Origin of the sequence: Synechococcus sp. 'PEA 65AY6A-5F PE A' (genome assembly GCF_047462575.1) — a bacterium.
GTDB lineage: Bacteria > Cyanobacteriota > Cyanobacteriia > Thermostichales > Thermostichaceae > Thermostichus.
The window spans coordinates 20,139-44,831 of the sequence record NZ_JAOALE010000026.1 but is presented as its reverse complement, the minus strand read 5'-3'; the positions used below and the strand labels follow the sequence as shown (position 1 = coordinate 44,831).

Genomic DNA, 24,693 nt, shown 5'->3' with positions numbered 1-24,693 from the left:
ATCGCTTCACCGCTGAGCAGTAATGCTCAGCAGTGTTCAGCGTAAATGTATCAGGTTGTTGACACCGCTCCTCCAAGCTGGCCGCAAGGGCAGCTAGGCAGTCTTGGAGGGGGGATCCCTGCTCTAGGTGCCGGACGGCAACGGCATAGGCTTCGGGGTGGGCTTGCAACAAGGCCCGGCTCTGGCGCAGAAAGCGGTTGATGTAGGCCCTCATTTGAGCCGCAGAGGTCAAGGGCTGGGCTGCTGAGATCCCTGCCAGCAGCTTGGCCAACTGTTGTCTATCCTCCTCATCTCCCACCACTTGGCCATATTGGAGAGACTCCGCGGCAGCCCCTGCCATCCAAAACAGGCTGTAGCGCTCTAGATCTGCCCAGGGGATGCCCCCCTGGGCTTCCCAGGTGCGCATGGGGGCTTGATCCAGCTGCACTCCCCCGTAGCCGGGGATCCCGTGTCGGAAAGCCTGCCAGGGGCCCAGCACGTAGCCGCGCAAGGGGATCCCTAGCAGGTGGGCCACCACAATGTGTCCTGCCTCGTGGCAGATGACCCGCCGCCGATAGGCTGGAGAAGCCCAATCCAGCAGCGCGCCCAGCAACCCCGAGAGCCGCCCCCCAAAGGCCACCTGCTCGACAATCACCAAGCCGACCATCCCAGCCAAAGGCAGAGCCAACCGCGGCCCCAGGGCTGCCGACACCACCAAGGCCGCCACGATCCAAGCTGCGCGGGTGATTCCAGCCTCTGACATAAGGTTTCTATGCCTTCGCCTCCGGTCCTAGCTCGAGCGCCAGCAGCTCGTCGGCCAACTCCAAAAACGCCTCCCGATCCAGATAGGAAACATCTCCCACCCACTCCCCTAGCTTGACCACGTAGACTTCGCTCAAGGTCGGTCGGCGCCGCAGATCGCGGGAATAGGCCTTCACCAGCGCCAGCACCGATTGCTTTTTAACAATTCGCCGGTAGCGGGGATCGTCCCTGGCCCGCACTCGGTAGAGAACTCCTGTTTCATCGCCAATTTCCATCTCAAACTGGCGCTCGCGCACTTCTTCAATATAGAGTTGCCCCTCTTCATCCACCTTTTCCCGCTCTTCCACCACCACCTCGTAGCGGCGGGTGCTCAACACCTGGCCAAAAAAGAGCCCTCCGTAAGGGATCTCGCGAAAGGCTAGCTGCCGGCGGGAGATGGTGTAGAGGGGCCCCCAGAGGAAAGGGTAGAGCAACGAGAGAAACCCCGCCAGAAAGGAGACTGCCCCCAAGAAGGATCCCTCGCCAAAAGCGCGAGACAGCACCAGCAGCGCTACGCCCACCAAAATAGCTGTAATGATCCGGCCTACGCTCTTGAGGGCATCGCTCCAGTAAGCTGCGTACTGGAGCCGCGTCGGCACCAGCGGGATCACCGCCTCGCACTCTTCTGGGGTAAGCTCCAACAACATGCACTGAGATCCTCAAAACAGCCAACTCCGCCCCTTTACCCGCTGAGGGTGGGCCAGACCCCATCTTAGTAGAATGAGGCAGGGAAGCTCTGCTACCCTTGCTGCTCCTTCTAAGTGCTGCCCATGGTGCCCGGATCCCAGTTTGCTTCGACCGTCAGACAGCAGGTGGCCCAGTTGGACGAGGGATCCCGACGGGACAAGGCGTGGCTAGGAGATGCGGTGCTGAGCCTCTTTGCCCGCCAGTGGCTGCTCGGCCCGCCACCCGACTGGCAGGTGCCTTCCCCTCCCGGCTGCGATCTTAGCCGCGCGGAACTCTTCACCTGGCTCACCTCCAACCAATTTTTGTCGGCTCTGCGGGATCCCACCCAGGTGGAGGCAGAAATCGGCCTTATCTACGAAAGAGAAGGCCTCCCGGCAGCCTTTGCCTACATTCAGGAACAGCTCCTGCCTCTGTTTGTTAGACAGGTACACAACCGTGCCAAAACCCTGCGCAGCAAGCGGCGCTAGAGCCTTGAACTCCGGAGCAGCAAGAGGCTTCCCCCTAGCTGGCTCTCCTGGCCAGGATTTTCACCCCCCTCACCCCCTGGGAGAAGGGGCCCTTACTCCCACAGCCGCCGGATGGGAGAGCGGTGCAAAAGGCGGTGGGTTTCGGCCAACAACTCCGGGATCGGCAGGTGCTGCGGACAACGGGGCAGGCAGTCGCCGCACTCGCTGCAGCGGTCGGCAGGCACCCCTGGGAACCAGTGCCCTGCCTGGCCGAACATGTTGTAGCGATATTGGGCAAACTCGGTCATCTCGTGGGCAAGAGCCAAGTTGCGCAGCCGCAGCACCTCTGGGATGTGGATCCCTTCTGGACAGGGTAGGCAGGCATAGCACTGGGCACAGCGGCTGGACCCCAGGCGCTCCTCTTCTGCTTGGCGCAGCCGCTCCTGCACCGCTAGGCCCTCCGTCCACCAGCGTCCCGGATCCTGCAGGGCCACCAGGGCTGTTTGTAACTCGTCAGGATGGGTGATGCCTAGGCTGAGGGTGTGGATGCGGGGATCCGCCAGCAAAAAGCGGTAGGCAAACTCCAAGGGGCTAAAGGGCGCACAGCTCTCCTGCAGGCGCTGGGGCGGGCGATAGAGCATCCCCCCTTTGTCGGCAGGGGAGATGATGAACACCCCCATATCCTGCTGGGCTGCCGCCTCCAGGGCCGCGGCATTGCGCTGCTGGAAAAAGTGGTAGTGCAAATTCACAAAGTCAAACTGGCCCCTCTGGATGGCCTGCAGGATTAGCTCCAGGGATCCATGAGTGGAAAAGCCGATGTAGCGCACCAAGCCCTCCTGCTGCGCCTGCCGCAGCAGCGGCAAGCCCTCCTGCAGTACCCACTCCAGGTGTTCGGGCAGGTTGATGCCGTGGAAGGCAAACTGATCCAGATACTCCACCTGCAGCCGCCGCAGGGATCCCTCCAGTCGTTCCCGCAGCCTCTCGCCGGGCGTAAGCTTGGTGGTCAGGATCAGGCGCTGCCGCGGCACTGCCAGCTTCTGCAGGATCTCCCCCAAGAGCACCTCGGCCTGGCCATAGGCCTGCGCCGTTTCGATGTGGTTGATCCCTGCTTCTAGCGCCGCTGCCACCGTGGCCTGGGCCTGCTCCGGCGGCACATGGACTAGGCGCATGCTGCCCAGGGAGAAAGCCGACATAAGCTGCTGTGTGCGCCCAAAGCGGCGGTAGAGCATCTAGCCCAAGGCCTCCCTGAAAAACGCCACTGCCTCTGCCAGCACCTCGAGGAAGCGATCCACCTCGGCCAGGGTGTTGTAGAGGTAAACGCTGGCCCGCGCTGTTGACTGCACCTGCAAGTGGCGATGCAGCGGCTGGGTGCAGTGGTGGCCGGCCCGGATGGCGATCCCCTGCTCATCCAGCAGCGTAGACAGGTCGTGGGGGTGGATGCCCTCCGCTGAAAAGCTGACCAGCCCCGCCCGCCGCGTCGGGTCCTTGGGGCCATAGATTGTAATGCCTGGAATGCGCTGAAGCCCTTCTAGGAGGCGAGCGGTTAACTTTTGCTCATGGGCATGCACGCGCTCCAGACCGATCTGGCTTAGGTAATCGACGGCTGCCCCCAGACCCACCGCTTGGGCAATGGCCGGCGTGCCCGCCTCAAACTTGTGGGGGATATCGGCGTAGGTGGCGTGATCCCAGTACACCTCAGCAATCATCTCGCCCCCGCCCAAAAAGGGCGGCATGGCCCGCAGCAGCTCCCGCTTGCCGTAGAGCACCCCGATCCCCGTGGGGCCGCCCATCTTGTGCCCAGAAAAGGCCAGCCAATCGCAGTCTAGGGCCTGCACATCCACCGGCATGTGGGGCACGCTCTGACAGGCATCCAGCAACACCTTGGCCCCACAGCGATGGGCTAACTCAACCACCTCCCGGACAGGGTTGATGGATCCCAGCATGTTGGAGACGTGAGTTACAGCCACTAGGCGGGTGCGGTCGCCCAGCAAAGAGCGGTAGTGCTCCAAATCCAGCTCGCCCTCGGGCGTGATCTGGATAAACTTGAGGCAGGCCCCCGTCTTTTGAGCCACGAATTGCCAGGGGATCAAGTTGCTGTGGTGCTCCATCACCGACAGAATAATCTCATCCCCCCGCTCTAGGGTGCTCATGCCCCAACTGTAGGCCACCAGGTTAATGGCCTCGCTGGCGTTGCGGGTGTAGATGATCTCTTGCGGGGAAGGCGCGTTGATAAAGCGGGCAATCTTCTCCCGCGCCCCCTCGTAGGCCTCCGTGGCTTCGTTGCCCAAGGTATGCACTCCCCGGTGCACGTTGGCGTTGCTGTGCCGATAGTAGAAATCCATTGCCTGCAAAACCGCCAGCGGCTTCTGGGAAGTGGCCGCATTGTCAAAATAGATGAGCGGCTGGCCGTTGACTTGGCGCTGCAAAATTGGAAAATCCGACCGCACCTGGGCAGCTAAGTCGGCAGCAGCGTCAAAAGCCTGGTCCAGCTTGGGGGAAGAAAGAGAGGATACCGCCATAGTCTGCGCAGAAGCCTACCTCCCTCAGTATGGCATCGCTCTGGGCACCCCTCGGCAAACTCCTTCCCTCTCGCCAGGGATCCCTACCTCCCCTCGCCAGTCGGAAAAGTTGTCAAGAACTGTAATTTTATGTTAAGTTTGTTTACGTACAGTTATGAGGCATTACCTATGCAATCCTCTCCTAGGATCCCTTCTCGCCTGGACTCCGCTTCTGTGGCCCAGTACTACGACACCACCAACGACTGGATCCCGGGCTGGACGGAGCAGGCGGAGCGTTGGAATGGCCGCCTGGCTATGGTGGGTTTGGTGATCAGCGTTGCCACAGAGGCGCTGGTGGGTCACAGTGTTTTTGCCACCACTCTCGCTCAGTGGCTGGGACTGCGATAGTTGAGAACATCTGAGTTTTACGCAAGCATCAGGTCGGGCGTTCTGTCTGGGGGCTGCCCGATCGGCTCGCTACCCAGGCTATTGACTGTTTCACTGAACCCAACAGGCCGATGATCCTCGACAACCCTTTCTTTCCTTACATTGCCGTTATGGTGAGCGGGCTGGTGGCTGCTGTTGCCCTCGGTTCGATGGCTTTCTTCAACTCCAAGCGTCCTGCGGGCTGGGAGGGTGCTGCTCGTCCGCGATACGTGCCTCAGTATGGGCAAGAGGGCGAGGCTCCGCCCGAGTGGGAAATTGGGTGGACGGAAAAGGCCGAGCGCTGGAACGGGCGATTGGCCATGCTGGGGTTTGCCATTAGCATTGCGGTGGAAGCCCTGGTAGGTCACAGCGTGCTGGCCTCCGTCCTGGGGCTGCGCTGAGCTGGCTTCGACAGTGGATAGGCGGATCTGGCTAGCTTTCTTGGGCCGATTTGTCGGGATATCCCGAGAAGCCTAGGTTCTCGTCTGTCAAGCGCTGGGTTGGGGTCTTCGCTTCCCTGCATTTGAACGCGAGACAGTATCCGTCTCCCCAAGATTGCCAACAACGAAATCGAGATTCTACCCCAGCGCTCCGCTTTTCTTTAATTTGAGGATCTGGGCCACCACCCCTAAGGTCTCTTCGTAAAGATAGTCGGGGCCAGGCCGCTGCAACTCGGCAGCTAGCAGCGTTTCCAAGGACTCCTGCTCCAGGGGAGCCACCTGGCGAACCACGCACCTCTGGGCACCTCCCATGGCTTCCATGCGCATGCACCCTGTGGTTTCTGAACAGAGCACGGTGCAGGCGTCGGCTTCCTGGTTGCTGGAGGTGAGGCGCAAGCCGATGAGATCTCCCGCCTGGCTCATCTCCGAGACCAGGGGCACGGCAGCCAATTCTGCCCTCACCTCGCCTCCCGCTTGGGTTTGGAAGCGGATGCGGTCGATCTCGTAGTCGTGTTCCCAAGTCTGGGCCCGCTCGGTGGGCGTCCACCCCAGCCGGCTGGCCAGCCAGCCCAAGAAAAGGAGGGCCTGGCAGGGGTTGCCAGCTCTGTAGTCAATGGTTACTTGATCTATCCAGGACAGAGACTCTCGCCGATCTGGGGGGTCGAAGGCTTGGGCGGTGAGTTCCTGCCAGGGCAGCAGCCGTCGCCAGTTGAGATCCCCGCAGTGGTGCCCCTCGCTGATGAGGAGATGAATTTCCTGCAGGTCTTCTTCTGGGTTGACAAAGCCCCGCGAGTCGACGATGACGCGGTTGCTCAGGGCTACCAGCTTTTGAAACAACAAGCTATTCAAGTCTAAGTTCCCTTGCCACCACAGGAACGTGGGCAGGTTGGGGATCAACAGCGAGGCGACAGTGCTGCAAGCGCGCACAAAAGCCGATTCCGGCGCTTTCAGGGTGATGTACTCACAACACACCAGCGAGCTGCGCTGCTCGCGGGTCACCGGGCAATAGGCCGCCACCTGGGCCTCGATGGCGTCGTCTGTGGCTCCCTCCCGTTTGGCCCTTAGGTCGATGACGCGGCAGGGGTTCTGGGTGGCAATGGCTTCGACGGTGGGGGAAGGCAGCAGCAGGGCATCGTCTAGCGACTCATACACCACCAGGGTAAAGGTGGCAGCCCGGGCGGCAACGCTCTCTCCCTTGGAGGACCAGATCTTGTTCAGCTCCTGCTCAATGTCCTCGATGGAGACATCTTTTGGGGTTTGTAAAGGCAGGACGGCGGCAGGTTGGTCCATAGTCTCCTCCTGGAGTAGCCTCTTGCTCGATTCTAGGCAGACAGGCCGGCTGCACAGGAGGGGTTTAAGGTAAGGTACAGATTGGTCAAACCTCTCTTCAGGTTGCCTCTTCTATACTCTCAGGCCGGGCGCGGCTGGATGCTTAGCTCCAAGGGTCGGCCAGGATCCCCCACAAGCACTAGACTGCGGCCATTGGCTTGCAGATGCCGCACAATCCAGTACAGGGTCTCGATGCGCTCTGGGCAGCCCAGTTTTTCCGCCAACTGGGGCAAGGTCAGGGATCCCTTTTGCTCTCGCATCACCTCCAGCACCTGGCGCTGGAGCTGCAGGACGGCGCTGGCCGCTTTCTTGCCTGCTTCCACCCCCGGCTGGTGGTAGGCGTTGACCTGGATTAAAGAGGCGTAGAGGCCCACTGCCCGTTCGTAGAGGGCAATCAGGGCCCCCACGGAGCGGGCGTCCACCCGCGGCAGCGTTATGGTGATGGAGTCGCGCCCGTTGTCGTAGAGGGCCTGGCGGGTGCCCTGCAGTAGGCCATCCAGGTAGTCGCCGCTGGTTACCTCGGGCTCTACGAAGGGGGAAGGGATCCCCGGCTCGCGATCCTGGAGCACCTCGATGAAGGTGACGAAGAAGTTGTTGAGGCCGTCCCGCAACTGCTGCACGTAGGCGTGCTGATCGGTGGTGCCCTTGTTGCCGTAGACGGTTAGGCCCTGCTCCACGCGGTTGCCCTGCAGGTCGTGGGACTTGCCTAGAGATTCCATCACCAACTGCTGCAGGTAGCGGCTAAACAGCGCCAGGCGGTCTTTGTAGGGTAAAACTACCATATCCTTGCGCCCCCGCCCCTCGCCGACGATGTACCAAGCCATGGCCAAGAGGGCAGCGGGGTTGCGCTCCAGCTGGGGTACGCGGGTGGCTTTGTCCATGGTGGCAGCTCCGGCCAGCAAAGCCCGGATGTCGATCCCCTGCAACGCTGCCGGCAACAGGCCTACTGCCGAAGTTTCTGACGTGCGCCCCCCCACCCAGTCGAAGATGGGGAAGACTGCCAGCCACCCTTCCCGCTGCGCCTGCTGCTCCAATTGGCTGCCGGGACCAGTAACGGCTACTGCCTGGCTGGCAAAGGGGATCCCGGCCTTCCGGTAAGCCAGCTCCACTTCCACCAAGGCGTTGCGCGGCTCGGGCGTGTTACCGGATTTGGAGGCAACAATCACCAGGGTCTGTCCCAGTTTGCCCGCTAGCCGTCCCAGCACCCGATCAAACCCGTCGGGATCCGTATTGTCGATGAAGTGGATGTTCAAGGGCGGCTGCAGCGGAGCCAAGGCCTCCGCCACAAATTGCGGCCCCAGGGCCGAGCCGCCAATGCCAATCCAGAGCAGCTCGGTGAAACGCCCTCCTCCACTTGCCGGGATCACGCCGCCGTGGATCTTTTTGGCAAAGCTCTCCACCTGTTCAACGCAGTCTTGAATTGCCTGCCGGATTTCGGCAGTGGGAGCCAGCTCCGGCGCCCGCAGCCAATAGTGGCCCACCTGGCGACCTTCGTCCGGGTTGGCAATGGCCCCGGCTTCTAAGGCCTGCATTTCAGCAAAAGCCCGGGCAAAGAGAGGCCGCAGGGCCTCCACTTGGGCAGGGGTAAAACGGATGCGGCTGATATCCACAAAAATTTCCAGCTCGGGATGGTAGTAGAGCCAATCGCAGTAGCGCTGCCAAAGTTGAAGGCTGTCCATGGGATCCCTGCCGCCAAAGCCGTAACTAGCTTACCAAAGCCGCGCCGCAGCCGGCTCCCTGCCAAGAAGCAGCTAGGATCCAAGTGCTCCCCGAAAGCGCCTCCCATGAACCTGGACGCCGACCGGCAGTGGATGGAACGCTGCCTCTCCTTGGCCCGCTCGACACCACAGCGCCCCTCCCCTAACCCGCGGGTAGCCTGCGTCATTGTCCGGGGGGATCAGGTGGTGGGGGAAGGTGTTCATCTGGGAGCCGGCCAGCCCCACGCCGAGGTCTTGGCTCTGCAGCAGGCGGGATCCCTGGCCAAGGGCGCCACCCTCTACGTTAACCTCGAGCCCTGCAACCACTATGGGCGCACCCCCCCTTGTACTGAGGCCATCCTGGCTGCCGGGATCCGGCGGGTGGTGGTGGGAATGCAGGATCCCAATCCCCTGGTGGCCGGCAAAGGGATCCGCCGCCTGCAGGAGGCAGGGGTTGAGGTGACGGTGGGGGTGCTGGAGCAGGAATGTCAGGAGCTCAACGAAGGCTTTGCCTTCGCCATTGTGCAGAAACGGTGTTTTGGCCTGCTCAAATACGCCATGACCCTAGACGGCAAGAGCGCCGCCGCCACCGGCCACAGCCGCTGGATCAGCAATCCGCTGGCGCGAGAGTGGGTTCACCGCCAGCGGGCCTGGCACGATGCAGTCATCGTGGGCTCCGGCACCGTCTGGCACGATAACCCCCACCTTACCTGCCGCCTGCCGGATTTTCACGGATCCCAGCCCCTGCGAGTGGTTCTCAGCCGCTCTCTGAATCTGCCCCCGCTGGCCCACCTGTGGCAAGTGGAGGAGGCGCCAACTTTGGTGATTACCGAAGCCACTGAGGCCCATCCCCTCTGGGGAGGCCTGGCCAAGCAAGGGGTGGAGCTGCTGCACCTGGATCGAGTAACCCCGGCTCAAGCGGCGCAGGTTCTCTTTGAGCGAGGCTGTCTGAGTGCCCTCTGGGAATGCGGCGGCACCTTGGCCTGGGCAGCCCTCAAGGATGGGGCCATTCAGAAGGTGGCCGCCTTCATCGCTCCCAAGATCTTGGGCGGGGCCGACGCGCCAACCCCCGTAGCAGGAGAAGGGATCCCGGATGTGAACCAAAGCTGGCAACTGTTGGAGCCGCAACTGCAGACTGTGGGGGATAACTGGTTGATAACCGGGAAGATCCTCCCTTCTGGCGCCGACGACTCCGGTGAATGATTTGTTCTCGATGACTCTCAATTGTCATCCGAGAGAGTTTTAGGTTTTTGAACGAACAAAATCATATCTGCTTAAGGTAAACGAGTATACTGCTCAGAAAGAATGTGGCGTTTCTGAAAAACAGGGATCGAAACTGAGCTAGCCTGTGATAGGCTACTGGTGCCCTCTAGAGCTTGCGGTTCAAAGGAATATAGCCCACAGAAAAAACCTTACCTGAGTAAGGTTTCAGCTCGTGTGACGATACGGGTTTTGCCCAAGCAGGCTGTAACTGCCATTTTGCCAAAAGCCACCCGGATCATTGAGCTCCTCTGGGGTGAGCCTTGAGAAAGCGACAACAAAGGGCTGTCCTTCTTGTCCAGTCTCCTTTCGTTGCCTGCCCGGCGAGCTGATTGAGAACTTTCCCCTCTCATTTCCCAGTACAAATCTTGGTAGGGAGGATCATCATGTTGAACCTTTTTGCCGGCCTGCTCTTTGCCTCGGCTCACCTCAGCCCTTCAGGAAATGTCCTCATTGAAGGAGATGTGGGGGAGTGGGCTTTTGCCGATCGCCAAGTTACTGAGACAGCTACATTGACTGTTCTCATACGGCCCGAGGCGAGCTTGGCCTCTTGGAGAGAAATGCTCTCGGTCATGAACGTTCAGGTACCAAAATTGCCCCGCTTCCTGGCAAACAATATGCGGAATAATCTCCTAGAGTACTGCCCCCAAACAATGTGGGAGTTTCACCGGGAAAGCGAAGAGGATGTCCTCTACGAGTTCCGTAGCGCCGGCTGTCGTGGGCAGGTTGCCGGGATCCAAGAGCATGAAATTGGCCGCATCACCCAAGGCCCAGACGGCCCTGTGCGCATTGCCTACGCCGCCAAGCCAGAGATGACACCCGAAATGCGGAGCCGCTGGCTGAACTTGCTGGGCAGCGAGGTGGGGACGGCTCGGGGCTTTCCCATCCAAAACCTTACCGGGGCCGCCCGAAAGCCTTCTTCCCCAGCTCCAGAGCAGCCGATCGCCCACTGGCTACAGGAAGCAACCGAGGCCCTGAAGCGGCAGGAAGATTTGCTGGCCGAGCTGGATCGCCTCGCTCAGGAAGCGCAAGCCAATGCCCGCGCCTATAGCCAGAAAGCCCCAAACGAGGCGGGGACAAGGGTGATCAGCCTGCACCGAGGTCGGGGAGACGGCAGCCCTGGCGAGGCCACAACCGAGTTTAAGACCACCGACACCTTGATCTGGGCCATCTTGCCGGTGGGCAGCCTCCCTGCCAACGCCCAGGTGGAGATGCTCTGGTACTACGAGGGCGGAGAAGCCGGGAGCGAGCAACTGATCCGCAAGTTTGATTTTCCCTGGGATCCCCTAGCCGACACGGTGCGAGGCTTTCTCAGCTTCAGCCAACCCTACACCGGGCGCTACCGCGTCGAGGTTCATGTCAACGGCGAGAAGATAGGAGTTGGCCGCTTTACAATTCGGTAGCCTTAGCTTGGCTCCCGCTTCCAACTCTTTTCTCTCGGAGGGAGACCGGCCTCTCTCTTAGAAGACTTACAGACAACAATTTCTAACTATAAATCCAGACTTTCCGGCAGGGCAATGTCCATCGCCATCTGCCTGTTTTTCGCGCTGTGAAGACCGTTGTGCTGAGAGCGAAAAGATAGCTCGACATTCTCTAGCGAGTTCTGATCACAGCTCTAGCTTTGAGGTTGTAGATAAAGCTGGTGCGGTACTGCAACAGCAAATTGCGCAGGTAAAGGGGCAAGTTGCGCTGGTAGAGTAGGCGAGTTCTGCGGTAGATCAGTTTGCGGCGACGGTTGATCGCCCGGCTGCGCTGCTGCAAAGGAGCCTGCAGAGAACGCTGAAGTGCCAGGGATCCAGCCGCGCCGGCCAGCCTCCGCCGTACCATACCCCACCTCTCAAGCAGCAGTTAGCTCAAGTGTAAGGGATCCCCCTGCGAGCAGCCGCTGGCGGGTCGATGTATTTTGGTATCCTGCAGACAATTGGCCTGAGGAGCTAGGAGCTGCCCGGAAGCTTTCTCCTTTGCCAGATCTTGCAACAGTTGCCGGCGCTTCCCCCGAAGGGCGACAGGTGTAGGCCGCTTGAACGCCCAGCAATCTTTGCCAGCGGGATCCCTTTGGGGCCTGTAGCTTAGACAAGGCCGGCAAGGCCCCAGGGGGCCGCGCCCGCCGCTACCCCGCCGACAAGTTGCTGGCTGCAGAAGACGGAGAACTCTTTACGCTTTAACCAGGTTTTGTCAATAGCAGTTGAGCGACAGGTTCGTTACAATAGATTACAGCTTAGATTATGATATGTTGATTATCCTTGCCATTGTGATCCTACTGGGGTTCTGGGCGCTGCGCTTAATGGAACAGGCGTTTCAGCGGCAGGAGTTCTCGCGCATGTTGGCGGGAACGCTGGTGGCCGTAGCTGCCGGTGGTGTTTTAACCTGTTACTTCCTGATGAGCGATATTCTACAGATGCTGTTTCCTCTGCAGGCTCAGTCTCTCCACTCACAGGAGCTCCTCTCCGACCTAAGCTGGCTCGACTAAGCCAGTTGTGCTGCCAGCCAGGCTTGAATACTCCGGATCATTCGTTGGTTAGGAGCCAGTAAGTCTTGATAAAAAAACTGCGCGAAAGCATCGATGGGACTGAACTCCCCCCCGACCCGGAAAGGATAGCTGAAACCCAGCGGGGTTAAGTGATCCCCCTCCAGGCGTTGCCATTCGGTGTAGCCTCCGTACTTGCGGCGAAGCTGTTGATAGAGCAGCGGAATATCGTCAATATCATCCTGCTGAAACTCTACAAGCAGGTTGTTTCTAACCGGATACTGCTCCTCGATAAGGCGATTGGTTTCTGCCGGAGAAGGCTCAAACTCCAACCACAGATTCACTGGCGGTGACGAGGATCCCATCCACATCCGCCACAGAGTGCTCAGTTGCTGTTGCGGCCACGCCTGGGCCAAGGCCTGCAGCACCGGCAGCGCCCGTTCCAGTCCCGCATTGCTGTAGGCCAAGAAAATATTGCCGCGCCGCTGGGATCCCAAAGAAGGAAGGGCTAGGCAGGAGAGGATCTGCAGCTTACCGCCAAGGCTGTGGCCCAAGCCAAAGAGGGGCAACCCCATCAAACCTTTGCTCTGCAGGCTTCTATGCAAAGATTGCGCTGCTTTAAAAGCCAGTTGCGCGTGATCGATATCGGTGGTGTAGGGGGTAGCCACAACGGCCATGCCCATACGGGCCAATTCTTCCAGCAGGCGGCTGTAGAAAAATTGTGGGGCAGATCCCACAAAAGCTCCGCCCAGAAAGTGGATCACGGCACGGGGTTGGGGAGGCAGAAGAAACCAAGTCTGTCCATCCGTTTGCCAAGTCAATGTCATGGTGCTACAACCTCACCTGCGATTTGACTGGGATTTCCCACAAAACCCGCTAGCCGACAGGATCCCACTTCATCCTAATGGAGTACCAACAGACTAGTGGATCGCCCCCCGGGATCCTAGACCAAGCAACTCACTCGTGGCGCGACTGGCCCCAAAGTCGCCAAAACTGCAGCAGCTATCGGGTGAACCCATCACTCGCACCCCCTTCGCAAAAGATTGGGAAAGGCGAACCGGACAAGCCTCCCTGGGGAGCTCCCAAGCCTCGGCGAGGCCCCGTGAAAGTACCCTTGGCAGTTTCCCTTAGCATGGGCGGCCCTAGATCTTGGCCAAAATACGTGATCCTCAGGATGGCTACGTCAAGTATTTCTTGCATTCTAGGTTTATGAGCTCAGATAACAAATTCTCCGCTGAGATTGCCATCAGATTGTGAGGTTGTAATGAGCATTCGCGAGATTATCGACGAGGTCTTACGATCCTCGACCCTGACGCTGCAGCAGGAGTTTTCTATTAACAAAATCCTTCGGGAAAAAGACTACAACCTATCTGACCTGGAAGCTTTAGACGAGCTGGTAGAGACAATTCTTCGCCAGGAGGTGAAAGCTGCTCCAGACTCTTGCAAAAGCCCCAGCGACACCCAAAGATGGCAAGGCGAGATCTCAGGTGAGATCCGTATTGCTTAGGTGACCAGCTCTCGATTGGAGGATTTTTTCGAGCAATTGCTGCACCTGACTTTAGTCAGAGTAAGCTTCTAGCCTTTGTAGGATCTCTTGGATTAAATGCTCGTCGGGGCCGCTGAGCTCTGGGTGGAGGGTCGCCTGGTTGAGGTAGTGCCTCAGATCCTGACAGGCCTGCTGCCAACGCCCCAACTGGTAACAGAGCAAGCCCCGATCCCTCAGGTGGGGCAAGGACTCTGGGATCAATAACAAGATGCGCTCCACCGCTGCCAAGGCAAGCTCTAGCTGGGCGCGGCTCAAGTAAATCTGCTTAAGATTGTTGAGCAGCCGCACCAAGATTAGGCGAGGAGGGGTGGGGCGGAGGTGATGATCTTGTAAAGGGATCCTGGGCCCGTAGATCTGTGCCAAACGCTCTTGGCAGTCCTCGGGAAACAAAATTTCTCCCTGATGAAAGGGATCCACAAAAATCTCCGCGTCTGCAAACAGGGGCCGCACCAGAAAGTGGCCGGGCATGCCTACCCCTGCCATGGGAAAATCGATCCGCCGCGCCAGCTCTAGATAGATCAGAGAAAGAGTGATCGGGATCCCGGTGCGCCGATCGATCACCTCGTTTAAAAAGCTGTTGCGCGGGTCATAATAGTCTTCGCTGTTGCCACAAAAGCCCAGATCTTCAAAGAGATAGCGATTTAAAATCCGGATGACGCGCAGGGGGTAGCGCTCGGGAGGAAGACGCTCTTGCACTTCTGCGGCCATCTCATCCAAAGCGGCCAAATACTCTTCTACATCCAAGTCGGGATAGGCTTCTTGGGCGATCCAGAGGGCCGCTCGGCCCAGATCGATGGGATCCGCTTGAATTTCTTGGAGGAAGCGTTGGCGGGCAGCAGGAATGCTCATGGGAGGCTGGAGTGTTTGTCAACCATCTCGGCTAGAACAGCAGCGTGCAGAAGCTGGTCAACAGCAGCGTCAATGCCGTCAGAAGCAGGCTAAAGCTCCACAGCCCCACGGCGGCAAACAGGAGGAGCCCGATGACCCAGATGAGCAGAGCATTCCAGTAGGGCCGGTTGGGGGCCTTGGAAACGTTGATTTTTTGGAAGAAGGGCAGCAGGATAAACGCCACATCCAGCAGCAGCCGCGGCAGCCGCAAATCCTGGGGCAACGGCCGATCCCGCACTGCCAAGTAGAGCAGCCCCCAGCTCAACAGGAGCGGGAGCAGCAACAGGTAATTGGATTCGGCCAGCAGCGGTCGATCCACGACTAGCGGAAACAGAGGGCTGATCCCCCAGCCCAGATAGAGGTAAAAGTCGAACTTCAACAGCGGCTGCAACAGAGGGGGCAGGCCGAGGCGCTGAATGTGTTGTTGAATCCTACTCCCCTGAGCTCCGGATCTCTGGCCCCCAGATCCGCCTGTTTGAGGGGTTTGCCCTGCCGGGGTTGCCCGCCAACCGCAGTGGTCGCAGTAGGGGGACTTGTAGCGATAGGCCGGGATCGGCTTGCCACAGGCCGGGCAGCGCTGGATCGGACGAGGTTGAGAACTGGAGGCCATGACCACCCGTGATGCTCCTGCTCTAGCATGCCCCAATTGCGTTCAGTTGATTCCCAGGACAAAAGATAACGTGATACAGGCTGCCCCCAAGGCTGCTCCGGCGATCACCTGGACGGGCGTATGGCCCAGCAACTCCCTCAAGTAGGGCTCCTGGAAGCGATCTGCACCCTTCTCCTCAAACCATTCTTCCATGAGGCGGTTCAGCACCCGCGCCTGCTTGCCGGCAGCCTGACGGATCCCGGCGGCATCGTACATCACCACCAGCGCAAAGACCATCGTTGCCGCAAACAGCAGGCTGTCCCAGCCTTCCTCCAGCCCCACCCCCACCGACAAAGCCGTTACCAGCGCTGCGTGAGAGCTGGGCATCCCCCCTGTCTCCACCAAAACCCGCAGGTTGAGCTTGCCCGAACGCACATAGGCCAGGATCAGCTTGATGGCCTGGGCCAAGACACTGGCCAGCAGAGCAACCCAGAGAACGTGGTTGGCCATCAACTGCTGCAGCATAGGGCTCTCCGGCACCAGAACGCGACCAGGGTCTCCGACAGGGTGGACAGGGATCCCATCTACCTTCTTGTCCTCTTGTCTCAATGCTGGCGGCGGGTGATGAAATCGGCCAGAGCCAACAGGGGCTCGGCCTGGGATCCGTAGGGGCGCAACGCCTCCTTGGCCGATTGGATCAGTTCCTCAGCTTTCTGCCGGGAAGCCTCTAGGCCCAACAAGCTGGGGTAGGTGGCTTTGGCGGCAGCTTGATCCTTGCCTGCCGTTTTGCCCAGTTGCTCGCTGGTGGCAGTAACATCCAAAATGTCGTCCACGATCTGAAAAGCCAGGCCGATGTCCCGAGCGTAGTGGCTCAGCCGCGCCAGCAGCTCCTCATCGGCCCCTGCCAGGATCCCTCCCGAAACCACCGAGGCCTCCAGCAGAGCACCCGTCTTGTGGCTGTGGATGTACTCCAAAGTTTCTAGGGAAATGGCTTTGCCTTCGGACTCCAGATCCACCACCTGGCCCCCTACCAAGCCGGTTGCCGCCACAGCATGGCCAATGCGGGCAATGACTTGCAGCACCAACTGCGGCGGCACCCCCCGCGTTTGGCTGGCGATATGCTCAAAGGCATAGGCCAACAGGGCATCTCCTGCCAAAATGGCGATATCCTCGCCGAATACCTTGTGATTGGTGGGCTTGCCGCGGCGAAAATCGTCGTTGTCCATCGCCGGCAGATCGTCGTGGATCAGCGACATGGTGTGGATCATCTCCAGGGCGCAGGCGGTGGGCATGGCCTGCTCCACAGAGCCGCCGGCCAACTCACAGGCCGCCAGACAGAGGATCGGCCTCAGGCGTTTCCCCCCCGCCAGCAGGCTGTAGCGCATCGCCTCGTAAATGCGCTCCGGATAGGCGGGAACCAATGCCGCAGAAAGCGCCTCTTCCACCTGTTGCTGGCGTTGGCTCAAGTAGGTGTCCAGGTTGAAGGTTTGGGCAACCAAGGGAGGGCTCCTCTCAACTCAGCAACGGCGGGAAGGGGTTCTACAACAGGCCTGCAAGCTGACATTATCTCATGTCCACTCTAGGTCGGGATCCGCCTTCCTCAGCCGGTGAAAGCAAGTTGCAACCCCTAAGGAAAGGGTCAAGAGGAAGGGCCGCGAGCTTGCGCTAGCCGTCCCCCCAATGTCAGGATGCATTGAGGATCTTGAACCGGCTTGGTCTTCCCATGTCCCACTCACCTGCTCAGCTCAGCGCTTCTCCTTCCTCCGTCGGCGATGGCGACCGTCTGCTGCGGGCGGCCCGCGGGGAAGTGGTAGATCGTCCCCCCGTTTGGATGATGCGTCAGGCGGGTCGCTACATGGCGGCCTACCGCGAGCTGCAGAGCAAATACACCTTCAAGCAGCGCTGCGAGATCCCGGAGCTGGCGATTGAGATCTCGCTGCAGCCGTTTCGCGCCTTTGCCCCCGACGGCGTCATTATGTTCAGCGACATCCTCACCCCCCTCGAGGGCATGGGGATCCCCTTTGAGTTGGTGGAGCAGCAGGGGCCGATCATCGACCCGCCGATCCGCTCCCAGGCCCAAGTTGAGCAAATCCGACTGCTAGAGCCGGAAGAAAGCCTGCCCTTTATCAAGACCATCCTCAGCACTCTGCGCCGCGAGGTGGAAGGGAAGGCGACGCTGCTGGGCTTTGTCGGCTCCCCTTGGACCTTGGCCTGCTACGCCGTGGAGGGCCGCAGCTCCAAAGATTATGCCCATATCAAGAGCCTGGCCTTCACTCAGCCGCAGGTGTTGCATCAGTTGCTGAGTAAGCTGGCGGATAGCATTGCCCGCTACGTGATCTACCAGATCGAGTGCGGCGCCCAGGTGGTGCAGCTCTTCGACACCTGGGCCGGCCAGCTCAGCCCCGGCGACTACGAAACCTGGGCCTTGCCCTACCAAAAGCAAATTGTGGATCAGGTGAAAGCTCGGTGCCCGCAGGTGCCGCTCATTCTCTACATCAACGGCAGCGCTGCTTTGTTGGAGCGGGTGGGCAAAGCTGGCATCGATGTGTTCAGCCTCGATTGGATGAGCGATATGGCCGAGGCCAGGGCCCGCCTGGGATCCCTGGCGGTGCAGGGCAATCTCGACCCGATGGTGTTGCTGGGATCCCCGGAATTCATCCGGCAGCGCACCCTGGAGGTGATTCAAAAGGCGGGATCTCGCGGCCACATCATGAACCTGGGCCACGGCGTGCACCACACCACTCCGGAGGCCAATGTCCATCACTTTTTCGAGACGGTGCGCCAGGCGGCAGAGCTGCTCAAAGCTCTCTAGCCGTATGGAAAAACCCCTTGACTTTAGGGGTAGGGTTTGCCTTGCGAGCCAGGGATCCCCGGTGTACATCAGCGTCATCATCCCCACCTACAACCGCCGTCCCATCTTGCAGAAATGTCTGCAGGCCTTGGCGCAGCAGCAGCCTGGCCCCTACGACGGCTACGAGGTGGTGGTGGTGGACGACGGCTCCACCGATGGCACGCTGGAATGGCTGCAGAGCCAGCCGCCAGATTTGCCGCCGATCAGGCTTTTGTGCCAAGAACACCGCGGCCCTGCTGCCGCCCGCAACCTGGGGTTTCGCCACGCCCAGGGATCCATCATTGTCTTTATCGACAGCGACCTGGTGGTGGTGGAGCACTTTTTGGCCGCTCATGCCCAGATGCTGCGGCGACACGGGGTTACCGGCAATCCCGACTCGCCCCACGAGGCCAAGGTCTTCACCTACGGGCGGGTAATCAACACCTGCAATTTTCGGGATCCCTGCTCCGAGCCCTTCAAGCCCACCGATTTTTCGGCAGCCTTCTTTGCCACCGGCAACGTGGCCATTGCCCGCCATTGGCTGGAGCGGGCTTGTGAAACCCCTGCCGGCCCCTTTGACGAGCGGTTTCACCTCTACGGCTGGGAAGACCTGGAGCTGGGGGTGCGGCTAAAGCGCCTGGGCCTGCGCCTGGTCAAGTGCCCCCAAGCCACCGGCTACCATTGGCATCCGCCCTTCGAGCTGGCGCAAATCCCAGCCCTCATCGAGCGGGAGCGGCAGCGGGGCCGCATGGGTATTCTCTTTTACCAAAAACACCCCACCTGGGCCGTGCGCCTGATGATCCAACTGACGCCTCTGCATCAATGCCTGTGGGGCCTTCTGTCGCTGGGGGGGTGGCTGAACGAGAAGCGCTTAGAGCCGCTGCTGCGCTGGTTGATCCGGCAGGGCCGCTCGCAGTTGGCCTTGGAGCTGTGTCGGGTTTTCTTCCTCAACTGGTACAACGTCCAGGCGGTTTACGAGAGCTACAGAGCGATGAAAGCCCGAAACACGGGGATCCACCTGTTCTGAGCGCTCACCAGCGTCGGATAGGTCAGCCGACCATAGTCCTTGCCGGGGAGCAAGGGCGTTCCGGGATCCGGGTCGGCAGGGCCAAGGGGTTCCCAAACGGCGCCGGCCCCCTTGACAATGGCCCACACCGCCGCCACATCCCAGATCTTGGGCGAGCGTTCTACCGCCCCCAAAAGGCTGCCGCCGGCCACCGCCAGCAGGTTGTAGGCAGCGCCGCCCAGCATGCGGGCTTTGCAGGGAAATTGCGGGCTAATCCAGTGGCTGCTGCGGGAGCAAAAATTAAACAGTTGGTTGGGTCCGGGTGGGGCGGTGCTGGGGCCAATGGGCTGAGGACGGACGGGATCCCGGTCGTGGCGGATGAGAAAAGCTCCTGCCGGCGCGTCGTCGGGAAACTGAGGCCAGTAGCCGTAGAAAGTCTGGCGGATGGGGGGCAGATGCACACAGCCAAACACAGGCACACCCCAGTGCAACAGCGCCAGCGAGCTGCCCCAGATGGGGATCCCGTGGGCAAAATTGGTGGTGCCATCCAGGGGATCCACCACCCAGCACCACTCTTTCTCCAGGAAAATGTGGTTGGACTCCTCGCTCAGGCAGCCGTGATCCGGGTAGGCCGCGGCAATTGCCTCCTGAAAGGCGCGATCCGCCCATTGGTCAGAAGCGGTCACCAAGCTGCCGTCCGCTTTTTCCGTAGAGGAGGCCTGGCCAAAGTCTGCCAAGAGCTGCGCTCCGACCTTTGCCGTGGCCTGCAGGGCAAACTCGGTAACCTCCAGCCAGAAGGGCGGGAGAGAAGCGGTTTCAGGAGAAGCACCCATGCCCCAATCCTAGCGGGATCCCTGACTTCTGGGGCGAAAAAGGGCGGATCCCTCACCCACAGGTCTTGCGCCCTCAAGCTGACTAGAATCATTTTAGGTAGACCCTCCCCTCGGCTGGCCCTCCTCCTCCATGAACCAGCGCCTAATTGGACAACTGATTGGCAACCGCTACCGGCTGACCCGCCACATCAGCGAGGGTGGCTACGGCAATGTGTTCGAGGCGGTGGATACCCAGTTGAATGACGAGCCGGTGGCCGTTAAGTTGTTGCGCCCGCCGCCGCCAGACATGGAGCCGGAGTATTACCAGCAACTGCAGCAGCGCTTCCTGGACGAGGCCAGGGTCAGCGCCCTGTTGGGCGAGCACCCCAACATTGTGCAGGTGCGCTCCTACGGTCTGTACCAAAACCAGCCCTACCTGGTGATGGAGTACCTGAAGGCCAAGCCTTACACGGGCCAGGGCTTGGACTATGTGTTGGCACGGGAAGGTCCCCTGCACCCAGAGCGGGTGGTGAACTTGGCTTTGCAAATTTGCTCGGCCCTGCACCACGCCCACAACTTTCACATGGATCTGGGCAAACACTCGATTCGAGGGGTCATCCACCGCGATATCAAGCCCAGCAACATCTTTGTGCAAAAAGGGCCCGATGGCAAAGAACGGGTCAAGCTCCTGGACTTTGGCATTTCCAAACTCATGGGGGAAACCTCTCGTGGCCTGACGCAAACCGGGTATTTTTTGGGCACGATGGTCTATGCCTCGCCGGAGCAGATGCGGGGAGAGAAGCTGGATGGCCGCTCCGACATCTATTCCCTGGGGGTGGTTTTGTACGAGCTGTTAACCGGTGCGTTGCCCTTCGAGCCAGAGACCGACACCCTGCAGGGCTGGTACCACGTCCACAACTTTCAAAAGCCCCGCCCTTTTCAAGACCATCCGCTGCCCCACCCCATCCCTGAGGCCCTAGAAAAGGTGGTGCTGCGTTGCTTGGAGAAAGACCCTGCCCTTCGCCCGGCCACCATGGAGGAGCTGGCCCAGCAGCTCCGAGCCGTCTATGGGGACAAGATCCCGCCTCCCCCTCAAAAGGCTCCTCTGCAGCGGATCCCTGCCGGCTTTGGCCAGCAAGCCACCCAGCAGAGCCGAGCCGCCCCTGTTTCGGAAGCTGAGGAAGAAGAGCTGCAGCGGGCGGTGCGTTTGATCGAGGCAGGCGAATACAAAATGGCTGTCCACCTGCTTAACAAGCTGATCCAGAGTGCCCCCAACGAAGCCCGCTACTACCTATACCGCGGCCTGGCCCACCAGCGGCAGGGCCATTGGGGCCTTGCCCAGATGGACTATCAAGGAGTGCTGCGGCTGGAGCCGGGTAACCCCTCGGCAGAACAGGGGCTGCGCGAGGTCGAACAGCAGGTCGGCCAGGAACAGGTTAGCCCCCACCAGAAGCCCACCCTCCCCACCTCAGGCAAGCCCCGCCAGCGCAAAGGATTGGCCCTGGGCTGGCTCCTGGCCAATTGGGCGGCGGCTGGGATCGGCTATCTGGGGCTGGGGGCGGCAGCTCCCCTGCTGGCTGCTTTGGGTTCGCTCCAAGGAGCGGTGGCCGGGGCCGGCCTGGGCTTGGGGATGGGGCTACTCCAGTGGGCGGTATTGCGGCGGCAGGTCTCTTGGCGGTGGGTGGCGGCCACGCTGCTGGCCACGGCTTTGGGTTGGGTAGCAGCAGATACCCTGGAGGCGGGGATGGCAACCTTCGCTTTCGATCCCAGGGATCCCTGGCTGCAGAACGCCTTGCAGGCGATGGCCAGCCCGCTGCGTGGCTTGCTGGTGGGGCTTGGCGTCGGTGGATTGCAAGGGATCCTCCTGTCCCGGCATGGGAAAGTTGCCTGGGCCTGGGTCTTGGCGGCAGGGGTAGAAGGAGGAGGGGCAGCTCTGCTCATCCATTGGCTGTTGGCCGGCTCTGCCTTGAGCCGTTGGCTGCTGCTCCTTGCCGGGCTGCTGGCTCACACCCGTCCCCTCAGCGCCCTGGTGCTTGCTAACTTAAATTGGCGCCGCATCCCTGCCGTTCAAAATTGCCAACAGGCCAAACAACAGGCCGCCTAACCCCCATCCCACAACCACCTCAGCTCCCCTCAAAACTTGCCTGACGAGGGATCCCGTGCAGCCATTAAGAGCAAGAAGGCCCTCCAGCGAGAGCCTTCTTAAGGATCCTATTGCGCCGTTTTACCGTGGTTTTCGACCTGGAAAAGCCAGTGTAGGACATCGGGGATGACTATCGATAGTTTCCAAATCGAGTTTGGCTTACTGCTCTCACATCCACACCCGTCCTAATTGTCGAAGGGTATCGATCGCAAAAACGTAACGGCAGTCACCAACGCCTCAGAATCCTTAGCTCATCATACCGCATCTGCGGGCCGTGCTTGTCAAGTGCTCATCAGGGCTTTGCCAAGGACGGGATCGGCATTTGCTTGGCTTTGGAGGAGCCCTCTTGTCGTTGGGCTAGGATAGGAGGGCAGACCGACTTTTTGCCGGCCATGCTCGACTCTTTGTTGGATAACATTTACGGCGCTTGGTTTCTGCCGGAGCCCACCTTTCGCTCGCTGCGGCAACAGCCTGTTCTCTGGCAAGCTTTTGGGGTGGTGGCGCTGCTGAACATTCTCGAGGCTGTGCGTCGTTTCGGGGTAAACCTGCCGAGCATGGTGCTGGCGCTGCTGGCAGGCTTCCTGGGATGGGTAAGCCTGGCGGCCCTGCTGCAGGCGCTGGCCTTTTGTTTTGGGCGGGCTGCCCCTTCTTTTGCGTCGCTCCTCTGCCTGACGGGCTTTGCTGGCCTGCCCTGGCTGCTGCTGGGACCTGCCCAATCCTTGGGCGGAGTGGCCGGATCCCTGTTGGGGTTCGTGGCGCTGTTGTGGTTTGTGGTTTGGCAGGTGCGGGCGGCAGCGGTGGCGCTGGATCTGGAGTGGTGGCGCCTGGCGGGTCTGATCCCGTTGGCCTTCCTGGGCGGGCTCCTGTCCTTGAACTGGTTGACCAGCGCCGTTGTGGCTTTGGCTTCTCTGGGCTGAAAGGCAATTGCAAAATTGGGAAGAAGCAGCCCGCCGGGCTAGTTGGGCACTCGCTGCAGGTGCGGTTTTTCCTCCGGCAGGATCGCCCCTTCCACAGGGCAAACCTGAAGACAGATGCCACAGTCAATACAGGTGGCAAAGTCGATCCAGAAGTAGTCGGTGCCTTTGGCATTTTTGCCGTCCCCAGGGTGAATGCAGGCGACGGGGCAGGCCTCCACACAGTCGGCAACGCCTTCACAAATATCGGTGACGATGGTATGAGGCATGGATCCCTCTCCCTCAATCGAGTCAACCTCAACACCTTCCCATCCGCTTGGCCCAGAGTCTGTTGGCCCGTTGGCAGTGGGTGGCAGAGGGCTTTGTCATTTTAGGCGAAAACGGATCCCTCTGAGAGCGACCCCAAGCCCTCACCCCCCGTTCCTCTCCTAGGGAGAGAGGAAATGGGGCAAGGAACCGTTTTGCCGCCGTTGGGAGCAGTAGCTGTGCAACCGATGTCCCATCGCGCCCGGCAGCGGCTGTGGGGAATGCAGATCACTGGCGGCAGAACCTGCAGCTAGGTCTCTCTCAAATCCTGCTCTTGAGATTGCCACCAACGGCTGAGGGGCCAATAGAGAGCGGGGGCCCACAGGCTGCTTAAAATGGCCGACGTGAGGGCATTGCGCTGATGGTTCCACCAGATGCTCTCCAGAGAACGGGGGCCATCGCCGCCAATGGCGCCGGCGGCGGGCGAGGAGTTTGCCAACCCATCCAACCAAGTTGCCATTTCCGCCGGCTCGAGGCCAGCGGATCCCTGAGAGGCCGTCAGCCACATCCATTGCAGCGCCATCAGCGTCTCGGCAATCACCACCATGCCGAAGACGATCAAAGCCACGGAGATGAAGTCCTCTTGCATGTAGCGCTGCTTCTGCAACTTGGCCGTGAGGATCCCGACCACCGCCAACCCCAGGGCATGGGTAGGATAAGGGTTGGTCAGGGCATCCTGCAGAAAACCCAATGTGATCCCGGCAACAGCCCCCTGCCAAGCCTTGCGCCGCACGCTCCAGCACACCACCCAGATCAGGGGCCAATCGGGGGTTAGGCCCGCCAGCTCCAAGCCCGGCCCCCGCCACCAAGGGGCCACCACCGCCAACAGCCCTGACAAGGCGGTGACCAGCCAATTGAGGCGAGACTTAAGGTTGAGCATAGCGGTAAATCAAGGCCCACTCCAAGAGGCCCAGGGGCGCCGACAATTCGACTGTGGCTTGTGGGGCAGGGCTGGCATCCAGGTTGATGGCTCGAACCGTTCCCACCACAACCCCCGCCGGGTAGAAGCTGCTCAGGCCCGAAGTTACCACCACATCCCCCACTTCCACTTTGGGATCCTTATCGAAAAAATCCAAGATGGCGTTCTGGGTGCCGGTGCCCCGCAAGATGCCCATGTGCCGGCTGCGGCTGAGCATCACCCCGACACGGCTGGTGGGATCGCTAATAAGCAGCACGCGGCTGGTGTTGGGGGTTACCGCCTCAACCCGCCCGACCAATCCCCCCGGTGCCATAACCACATCTCCTACCCTGACCCCATGCTGGCTGCCGCGGCTGAGGGTGAGCTGTTGCCACCAGTGATCGGCGCTGCGGCCCACCACCGCCGCCGGGATCCCTGCTTGGGGCATTTGCTCGGTAAATTGCAGCAGGCGCTTCAGCTCGCGGTTTTGGTGCCGCAGCTCGGCCACCAGGGCCTGTAGCTCGCGGGTGGCGGCCTGGCTAAGTACGGCGTCAGGATCCACAGGTGGACGGATGGGTGCGGTGAGCCAACTGTACAGCTCCACCAGCAGGGATCCCTGGGTCTGGCGCAAAGCCCACGCCCCTCCTATCGCCGAAGCAGACAGGAGCAACCCCAAACCATAACGCATCCACCACTGGTGTAGCCGATTCAAGCAATACCTCTCTAACCCA

Annotated in this window: 27 protein-coding genes; 11 read left to right on the top strand and 16 right to left on the bottom strand. The window is 60.5% G+C overall.

Annotated elements, in window-relative coordinates; all coding sequences use genetic code 11:
- Together GG26_RS09725 and GG26_RS09720 are read right to left on the bottom strand one after the other, a co-directional pair.
- The coding region (locus tag GG26_RS09725; protein WP_011429303.1) for a hypothetical protein at nucleotides 1–742 on the bottom strand (742 nt) is incomplete at its 3' end.
- A 7-nt stretch (nucleotides 743–749) separates the two neighbouring features.
- The gene (locus tag GG26_RS09720; RefSeq protein WP_011429302.1) at nucleotides 750–1,427 is read right to left on the bottom strand and encodes a hypothetical protein; all 678 of its coding nucleotides are present in this window, start codon (nucleotides 1,425–1,427) and stop codon (nucleotides 750–752) included.
- 123 nt (nucleotides 1,428–1,550) lie between these two features.
- Here GG26_RS09720 and GG26_RS09715 point away from each other — a divergent pair, with 123 nt between their 5' ends.
- Nucleotides 1,551–1,934, top strand: a complete 384-nt coding sequence (locus tag GG26_RS09715; protein WP_011429301.1) for a hypothetical protein — start codon at nucleotides 1,551–1,553, stop codon at nucleotides 1,932–1,934.
- Nucleotides 1,935–2,026: 92 nt separating this feature from the next.
- Here GG26_RS09715 and GG26_RS09710 read toward each other — a convergent pair whose 3' ends face one another.
- On the bottom strand, nucleotides 2,027–3,142 hold the full coding sequence (locus GG26_RS09710; protein ID WP_414390254.1) for an aldo/keto reductase: 1,116 nt from the start codon (nucleotides 3,140–3,142) through the stop codon (nucleotides 2,027–2,029).
- On the bottom strand, nucleotides 3,143–4,432 hold the full coding sequence (locus GG26_RS09705) for a cysteine desulfurase (protein ID WP_011429299.1): 1,290 nt from the start codon (nucleotides 4,430–4,432) through the stop codon (nucleotides 3,143–3,145). It lies immediately after the preceding gene.
- A gap of 168 nt (nucleotides 4,433–4,600) precedes the next feature.
- On the opposite strand from GG26_RS09705, the gene GG26_RS09700 reads away from it, so the two are divergent.
- Both GG26_RS09700 and psb35 read left to right on the top strand, forming a co-directional pair.
- The gene (locus tag GG26_RS09700; RefSeq protein WP_011429298.1) at nucleotides 4,601–4,819 is read left to right on the top strand and encodes a hypothetical protein; all 219 of its coding nucleotides are present in this window, start codon (nucleotides 4,601–4,603) and stop codon (nucleotides 4,817–4,819) included.
- A 110-nt stretch (nucleotides 4,820–4,929) separates the two neighbouring features.
- Nucleotides 4,930–5,238 (top strand): photosystem II assembly protein Psb35, encoded by a 309-nt coding sequence (gene psb35, locus GG26_RS09695; RefSeq protein WP_099812496.1) that lies wholly within the window; start codon nucleotides 4,930–4,932, stop codon nucleotides 5,236–5,238.
- A gap of 177 nt (nucleotides 5,239–5,415) precedes the next feature.
- On the opposite strand, the gene GG26_RS09690 is transcribed toward psb35, so the two are convergent.
- Both GG26_RS09690 and GG26_RS09685 read right to left on the bottom strand, forming a co-directional pair.
- Nucleotides 5,416–6,567: a glucose-6-phosphate dehydrogenase assembly protein OpcA gene (locus tag GG26_RS09690; protein WP_414390249.1), complete on the bottom strand. Its 1,152-nt coding sequence runs from the start codon at nucleotides 6,565–6,567 to the stop codon at nucleotides 5,416–5,418.
- A gap of 119 nt (nucleotides 6,568–6,686) precedes the next feature.
- Entirely contained in the window at nucleotides 6,687–8,285 is a 1,599-nt protein-coding gene (locus tag GG26_RS09685) for a glucose-6-phosphate isomerase (RefSeq protein WP_414390246.1), read from the bottom strand.
- A gap of 111 nt (nucleotides 8,286–8,396) precedes the next feature.
- Here GG26_RS09685 and ribD point away from each other — a divergent pair, with 111 nt between their 5' ends.
- Together ribD and GG26_RS09675 are read left to right on the top strand one after the other, a co-directional pair.
- Nucleotides 8,397–9,506: a bifunctional diaminohydroxyphosphoribosylaminopyrimidine deaminase/5-amino-6-(5-phosphoribosylamino)uracil reductase RibD gene (gene ribD / locus GG26_RS09680; RefSeq protein WP_414390260.1), complete on the top strand. Its 1,110-nt coding sequence runs from the start codon at nucleotides 8,397–8,399 to the stop codon at nucleotides 9,504–9,506.
- Between the two features lie 443 nt (nucleotides 9,507–9,949).
- Entirely contained in the window at nucleotides 9,950–10,966 is a 1,017-nt protein-coding gene (locus tag GG26_RS09675; RefSeq protein WP_414390243.1) for a hypothetical protein, read from the top strand.
- Nucleotides 10,967–11,156: 190 nt separating this feature from the next.
- On the opposite strand, the gene GG26_RS09670 is transcribed toward GG26_RS09675, so the two are convergent.
- A complete protein-coding gene (locus GG26_RS09670) occupies nucleotides 11,157–11,390 on the bottom strand; it encodes a hypothetical protein (protein WP_011429292.1) in 234 nt (77 codons plus the stop codon).
- Nucleotides 11,391–11,793: 403 nt separating this feature from the next.
- On the opposite strand from GG26_RS09670, the gene GG26_RS09665 reads away from it, so the two are divergent.
- Nucleotides 11,794–12,033, top strand: a complete 240-nt coding sequence (locus GG26_RS09665; protein WP_414390240.1) for a hypothetical protein — start codon at nucleotides 11,794–11,796, stop codon at nucleotides 12,031–12,033.
- Here the strand turns inward: GG26_RS09665 and GG26_RS09660 are convergent.
- On the bottom strand, nucleotides 12,030–12,857 hold the full coding sequence (locus GG26_RS09660) for a DUF1350 family protein (protein WP_414390237.1): 828 nt from the start codon (nucleotides 12,855–12,857) through the stop codon (nucleotides 12,030–12,032). The genes GG26_RS09665 and GG26_RS09660 overlap by 4 nt on opposite strands.
- 437 nt (nucleotides 12,858–13,294) lie before the next feature.
- Here GG26_RS09660 and GG26_RS09655 point away from each other — a divergent pair, with 437 nt between their 5' ends.
- On the top strand, nucleotides 13,295–13,537 hold the full coding sequence (locus tag GG26_RS09655; protein WP_099834679.1) for a hypothetical protein: 243 nt from the start codon (nucleotides 13,295–13,297) through the stop codon (nucleotides 13,535–13,537).
- Between the two features lie 51 nt (nucleotides 13,538–13,588).
- Here the strand turns inward: GG26_RS09655 and GG26_RS09650 are convergent, their stop codons facing one another.
- The 4 genes from GG26_RS09650 to crtE form a co-directional block, all read right to left on the bottom strand.
- A complete protein-coding gene (locus GG26_RS09650) occupies nucleotides 13,589–14,425 on the bottom strand; it encodes a SirB1 family protein (RefSeq protein WP_099812501.1) in 837 nt (278 codons plus the stop codon).
- 31 nt (nucleotides 14,426–14,456) lie between these two features.
- Complete coding sequence (locus GG26_RS09645) at nucleotides 14,457–15,074, bottom strand: hypothetical protein (RefSeq protein ID WP_011429287.1); 618 nt, start codon at nucleotides 15,072–15,074, stop codon at nucleotides 14,457–14,459.
- A 42-nt stretch (nucleotides 15,075–15,116) separates the two neighbouring features.
- Nucleotides 15,117–15,578, bottom strand: coding sequence for a divergent PAP2 family protein (locus GG26_RS09640; protein ID WP_041438070.1), 462 nt, complete (start codon nucleotides 15,576–15,578; stop codon nucleotides 15,117–15,119).
- An 80-nt stretch (nucleotides 15,579–15,658) separates the two neighbouring features.
- Nucleotides 15,659–16,552: a geranylgeranyl diphosphate synthase CrtE gene (crtE, locus tag GG26_RS09635; protein ID WP_011429285.1), complete on the bottom strand. Its 894-nt coding sequence runs from the start codon at nucleotides 16,550–16,552 to the stop codon at nucleotides 15,659–15,661.
- Between the two features lie 224 nt (nucleotides 16,553–16,776).
- Here crtE and hemE point away from each other — a divergent pair, with 224 nt between their 5' ends.
- Both hemE and GG26_RS09625 read left to right on the top strand, forming a co-directional pair.
- Nucleotides 16,777–17,865, top strand: coding sequence for a uroporphyrinogen decarboxylase (hemE, locus tag GG26_RS09630; RefSeq protein WP_099812502.1), 1,089 nt, complete (start codon nucleotides 16,777–16,779; stop codon nucleotides 17,863–17,865).
- 61 nt (nucleotides 17,866–17,926) lie between these two features.
- Nucleotides 17,927–18,910, top strand: coding sequence for a glycosyltransferase family 2 protein (locus tag GG26_RS09625; RefSeq protein WP_011429283.1), 984 nt, complete (start codon nucleotides 17,927–17,929; stop codon nucleotides 18,908–18,910).
- Here the strand turns inward: GG26_RS09625 and GG26_RS09620 are convergent.
- Complete coding sequence (locus GG26_RS09620; protein WP_011429282.1) at nucleotides 18,865–19,722, bottom strand: inositol monophosphatase family protein; 858 nt, start codon at nucleotides 19,720–19,722, stop codon at nucleotides 18,865–18,867. The two genes, GG26_RS09625 and GG26_RS09620, sit on opposite strands and share 46 nt — an antisense overlap.
- Before the next feature lie 130 nt (nucleotides 19,723–19,852).
- Between GG26_RS09620 and GG26_RS09615 the strand changes: the two genes are divergently transcribed.
- Together GG26_RS09615 and GG26_RS09610 are read left to right on the top strand one after the other, a co-directional pair.
- Entirely contained in the window at nucleotides 19,853–21,805 is a 1,953-nt protein-coding gene (locus GG26_RS09615) for a protein kinase domain-containing protein (protein WP_414390230.1), read from the top strand.
- 431 nt (nucleotides 21,806–22,236) lie between these two features.
- Entirely contained in the window at nucleotides 22,237–22,761 is a 525-nt protein-coding gene (locus tag GG26_RS09610) for a YIP1 family protein (RefSeq protein WP_011429280.1), read from the top strand.
- A gap of 38 nt (nucleotides 22,762–22,799) precedes the next feature.
- Here GG26_RS09610 and GG26_RS09605 read toward each other — a convergent pair whose 3' ends face one another.
- The 3 genes from GG26_RS09605 to mreC form a co-directional block, all read right to left on the bottom strand.
- A complete protein-coding gene (locus GG26_RS09605; RefSeq protein ID WP_011429279.1) occupies nucleotides 22,800–23,027 on the bottom strand; it encodes an indolepyruvate ferredoxin oxidoreductase subunit alpha in 228 nt (75 codons plus the stop codon).
- A gap of 287 nt (nucleotides 23,028–23,314) precedes the next feature.
- Nucleotides 23,315–23,944 (bottom strand): rod shape-determining protein MreD, encoded by a 630-nt coding sequence (gene mreD / locus GG26_RS09600; protein ID WP_011429278.1) that lies wholly within the window; start codon nucleotides 23,942–23,944, stop codon nucleotides 23,315–23,317.
- Nucleotides 23,931–24,674: a rod shape-determining protein MreC gene (gene mreC / locus GG26_RS09595; RefSeq protein WP_011429277.1), complete on the bottom strand. Its 744-nt coding sequence runs from the start codon at nucleotides 24,672–24,674 to the stop codon at nucleotides 23,931–23,933. The genes mreD and mreC overlap by 14 nt, the downstream gene beginning before the upstream one ends.
- Nucleotides 24,675–24,693 lie beyond the last annotated feature (19 nt).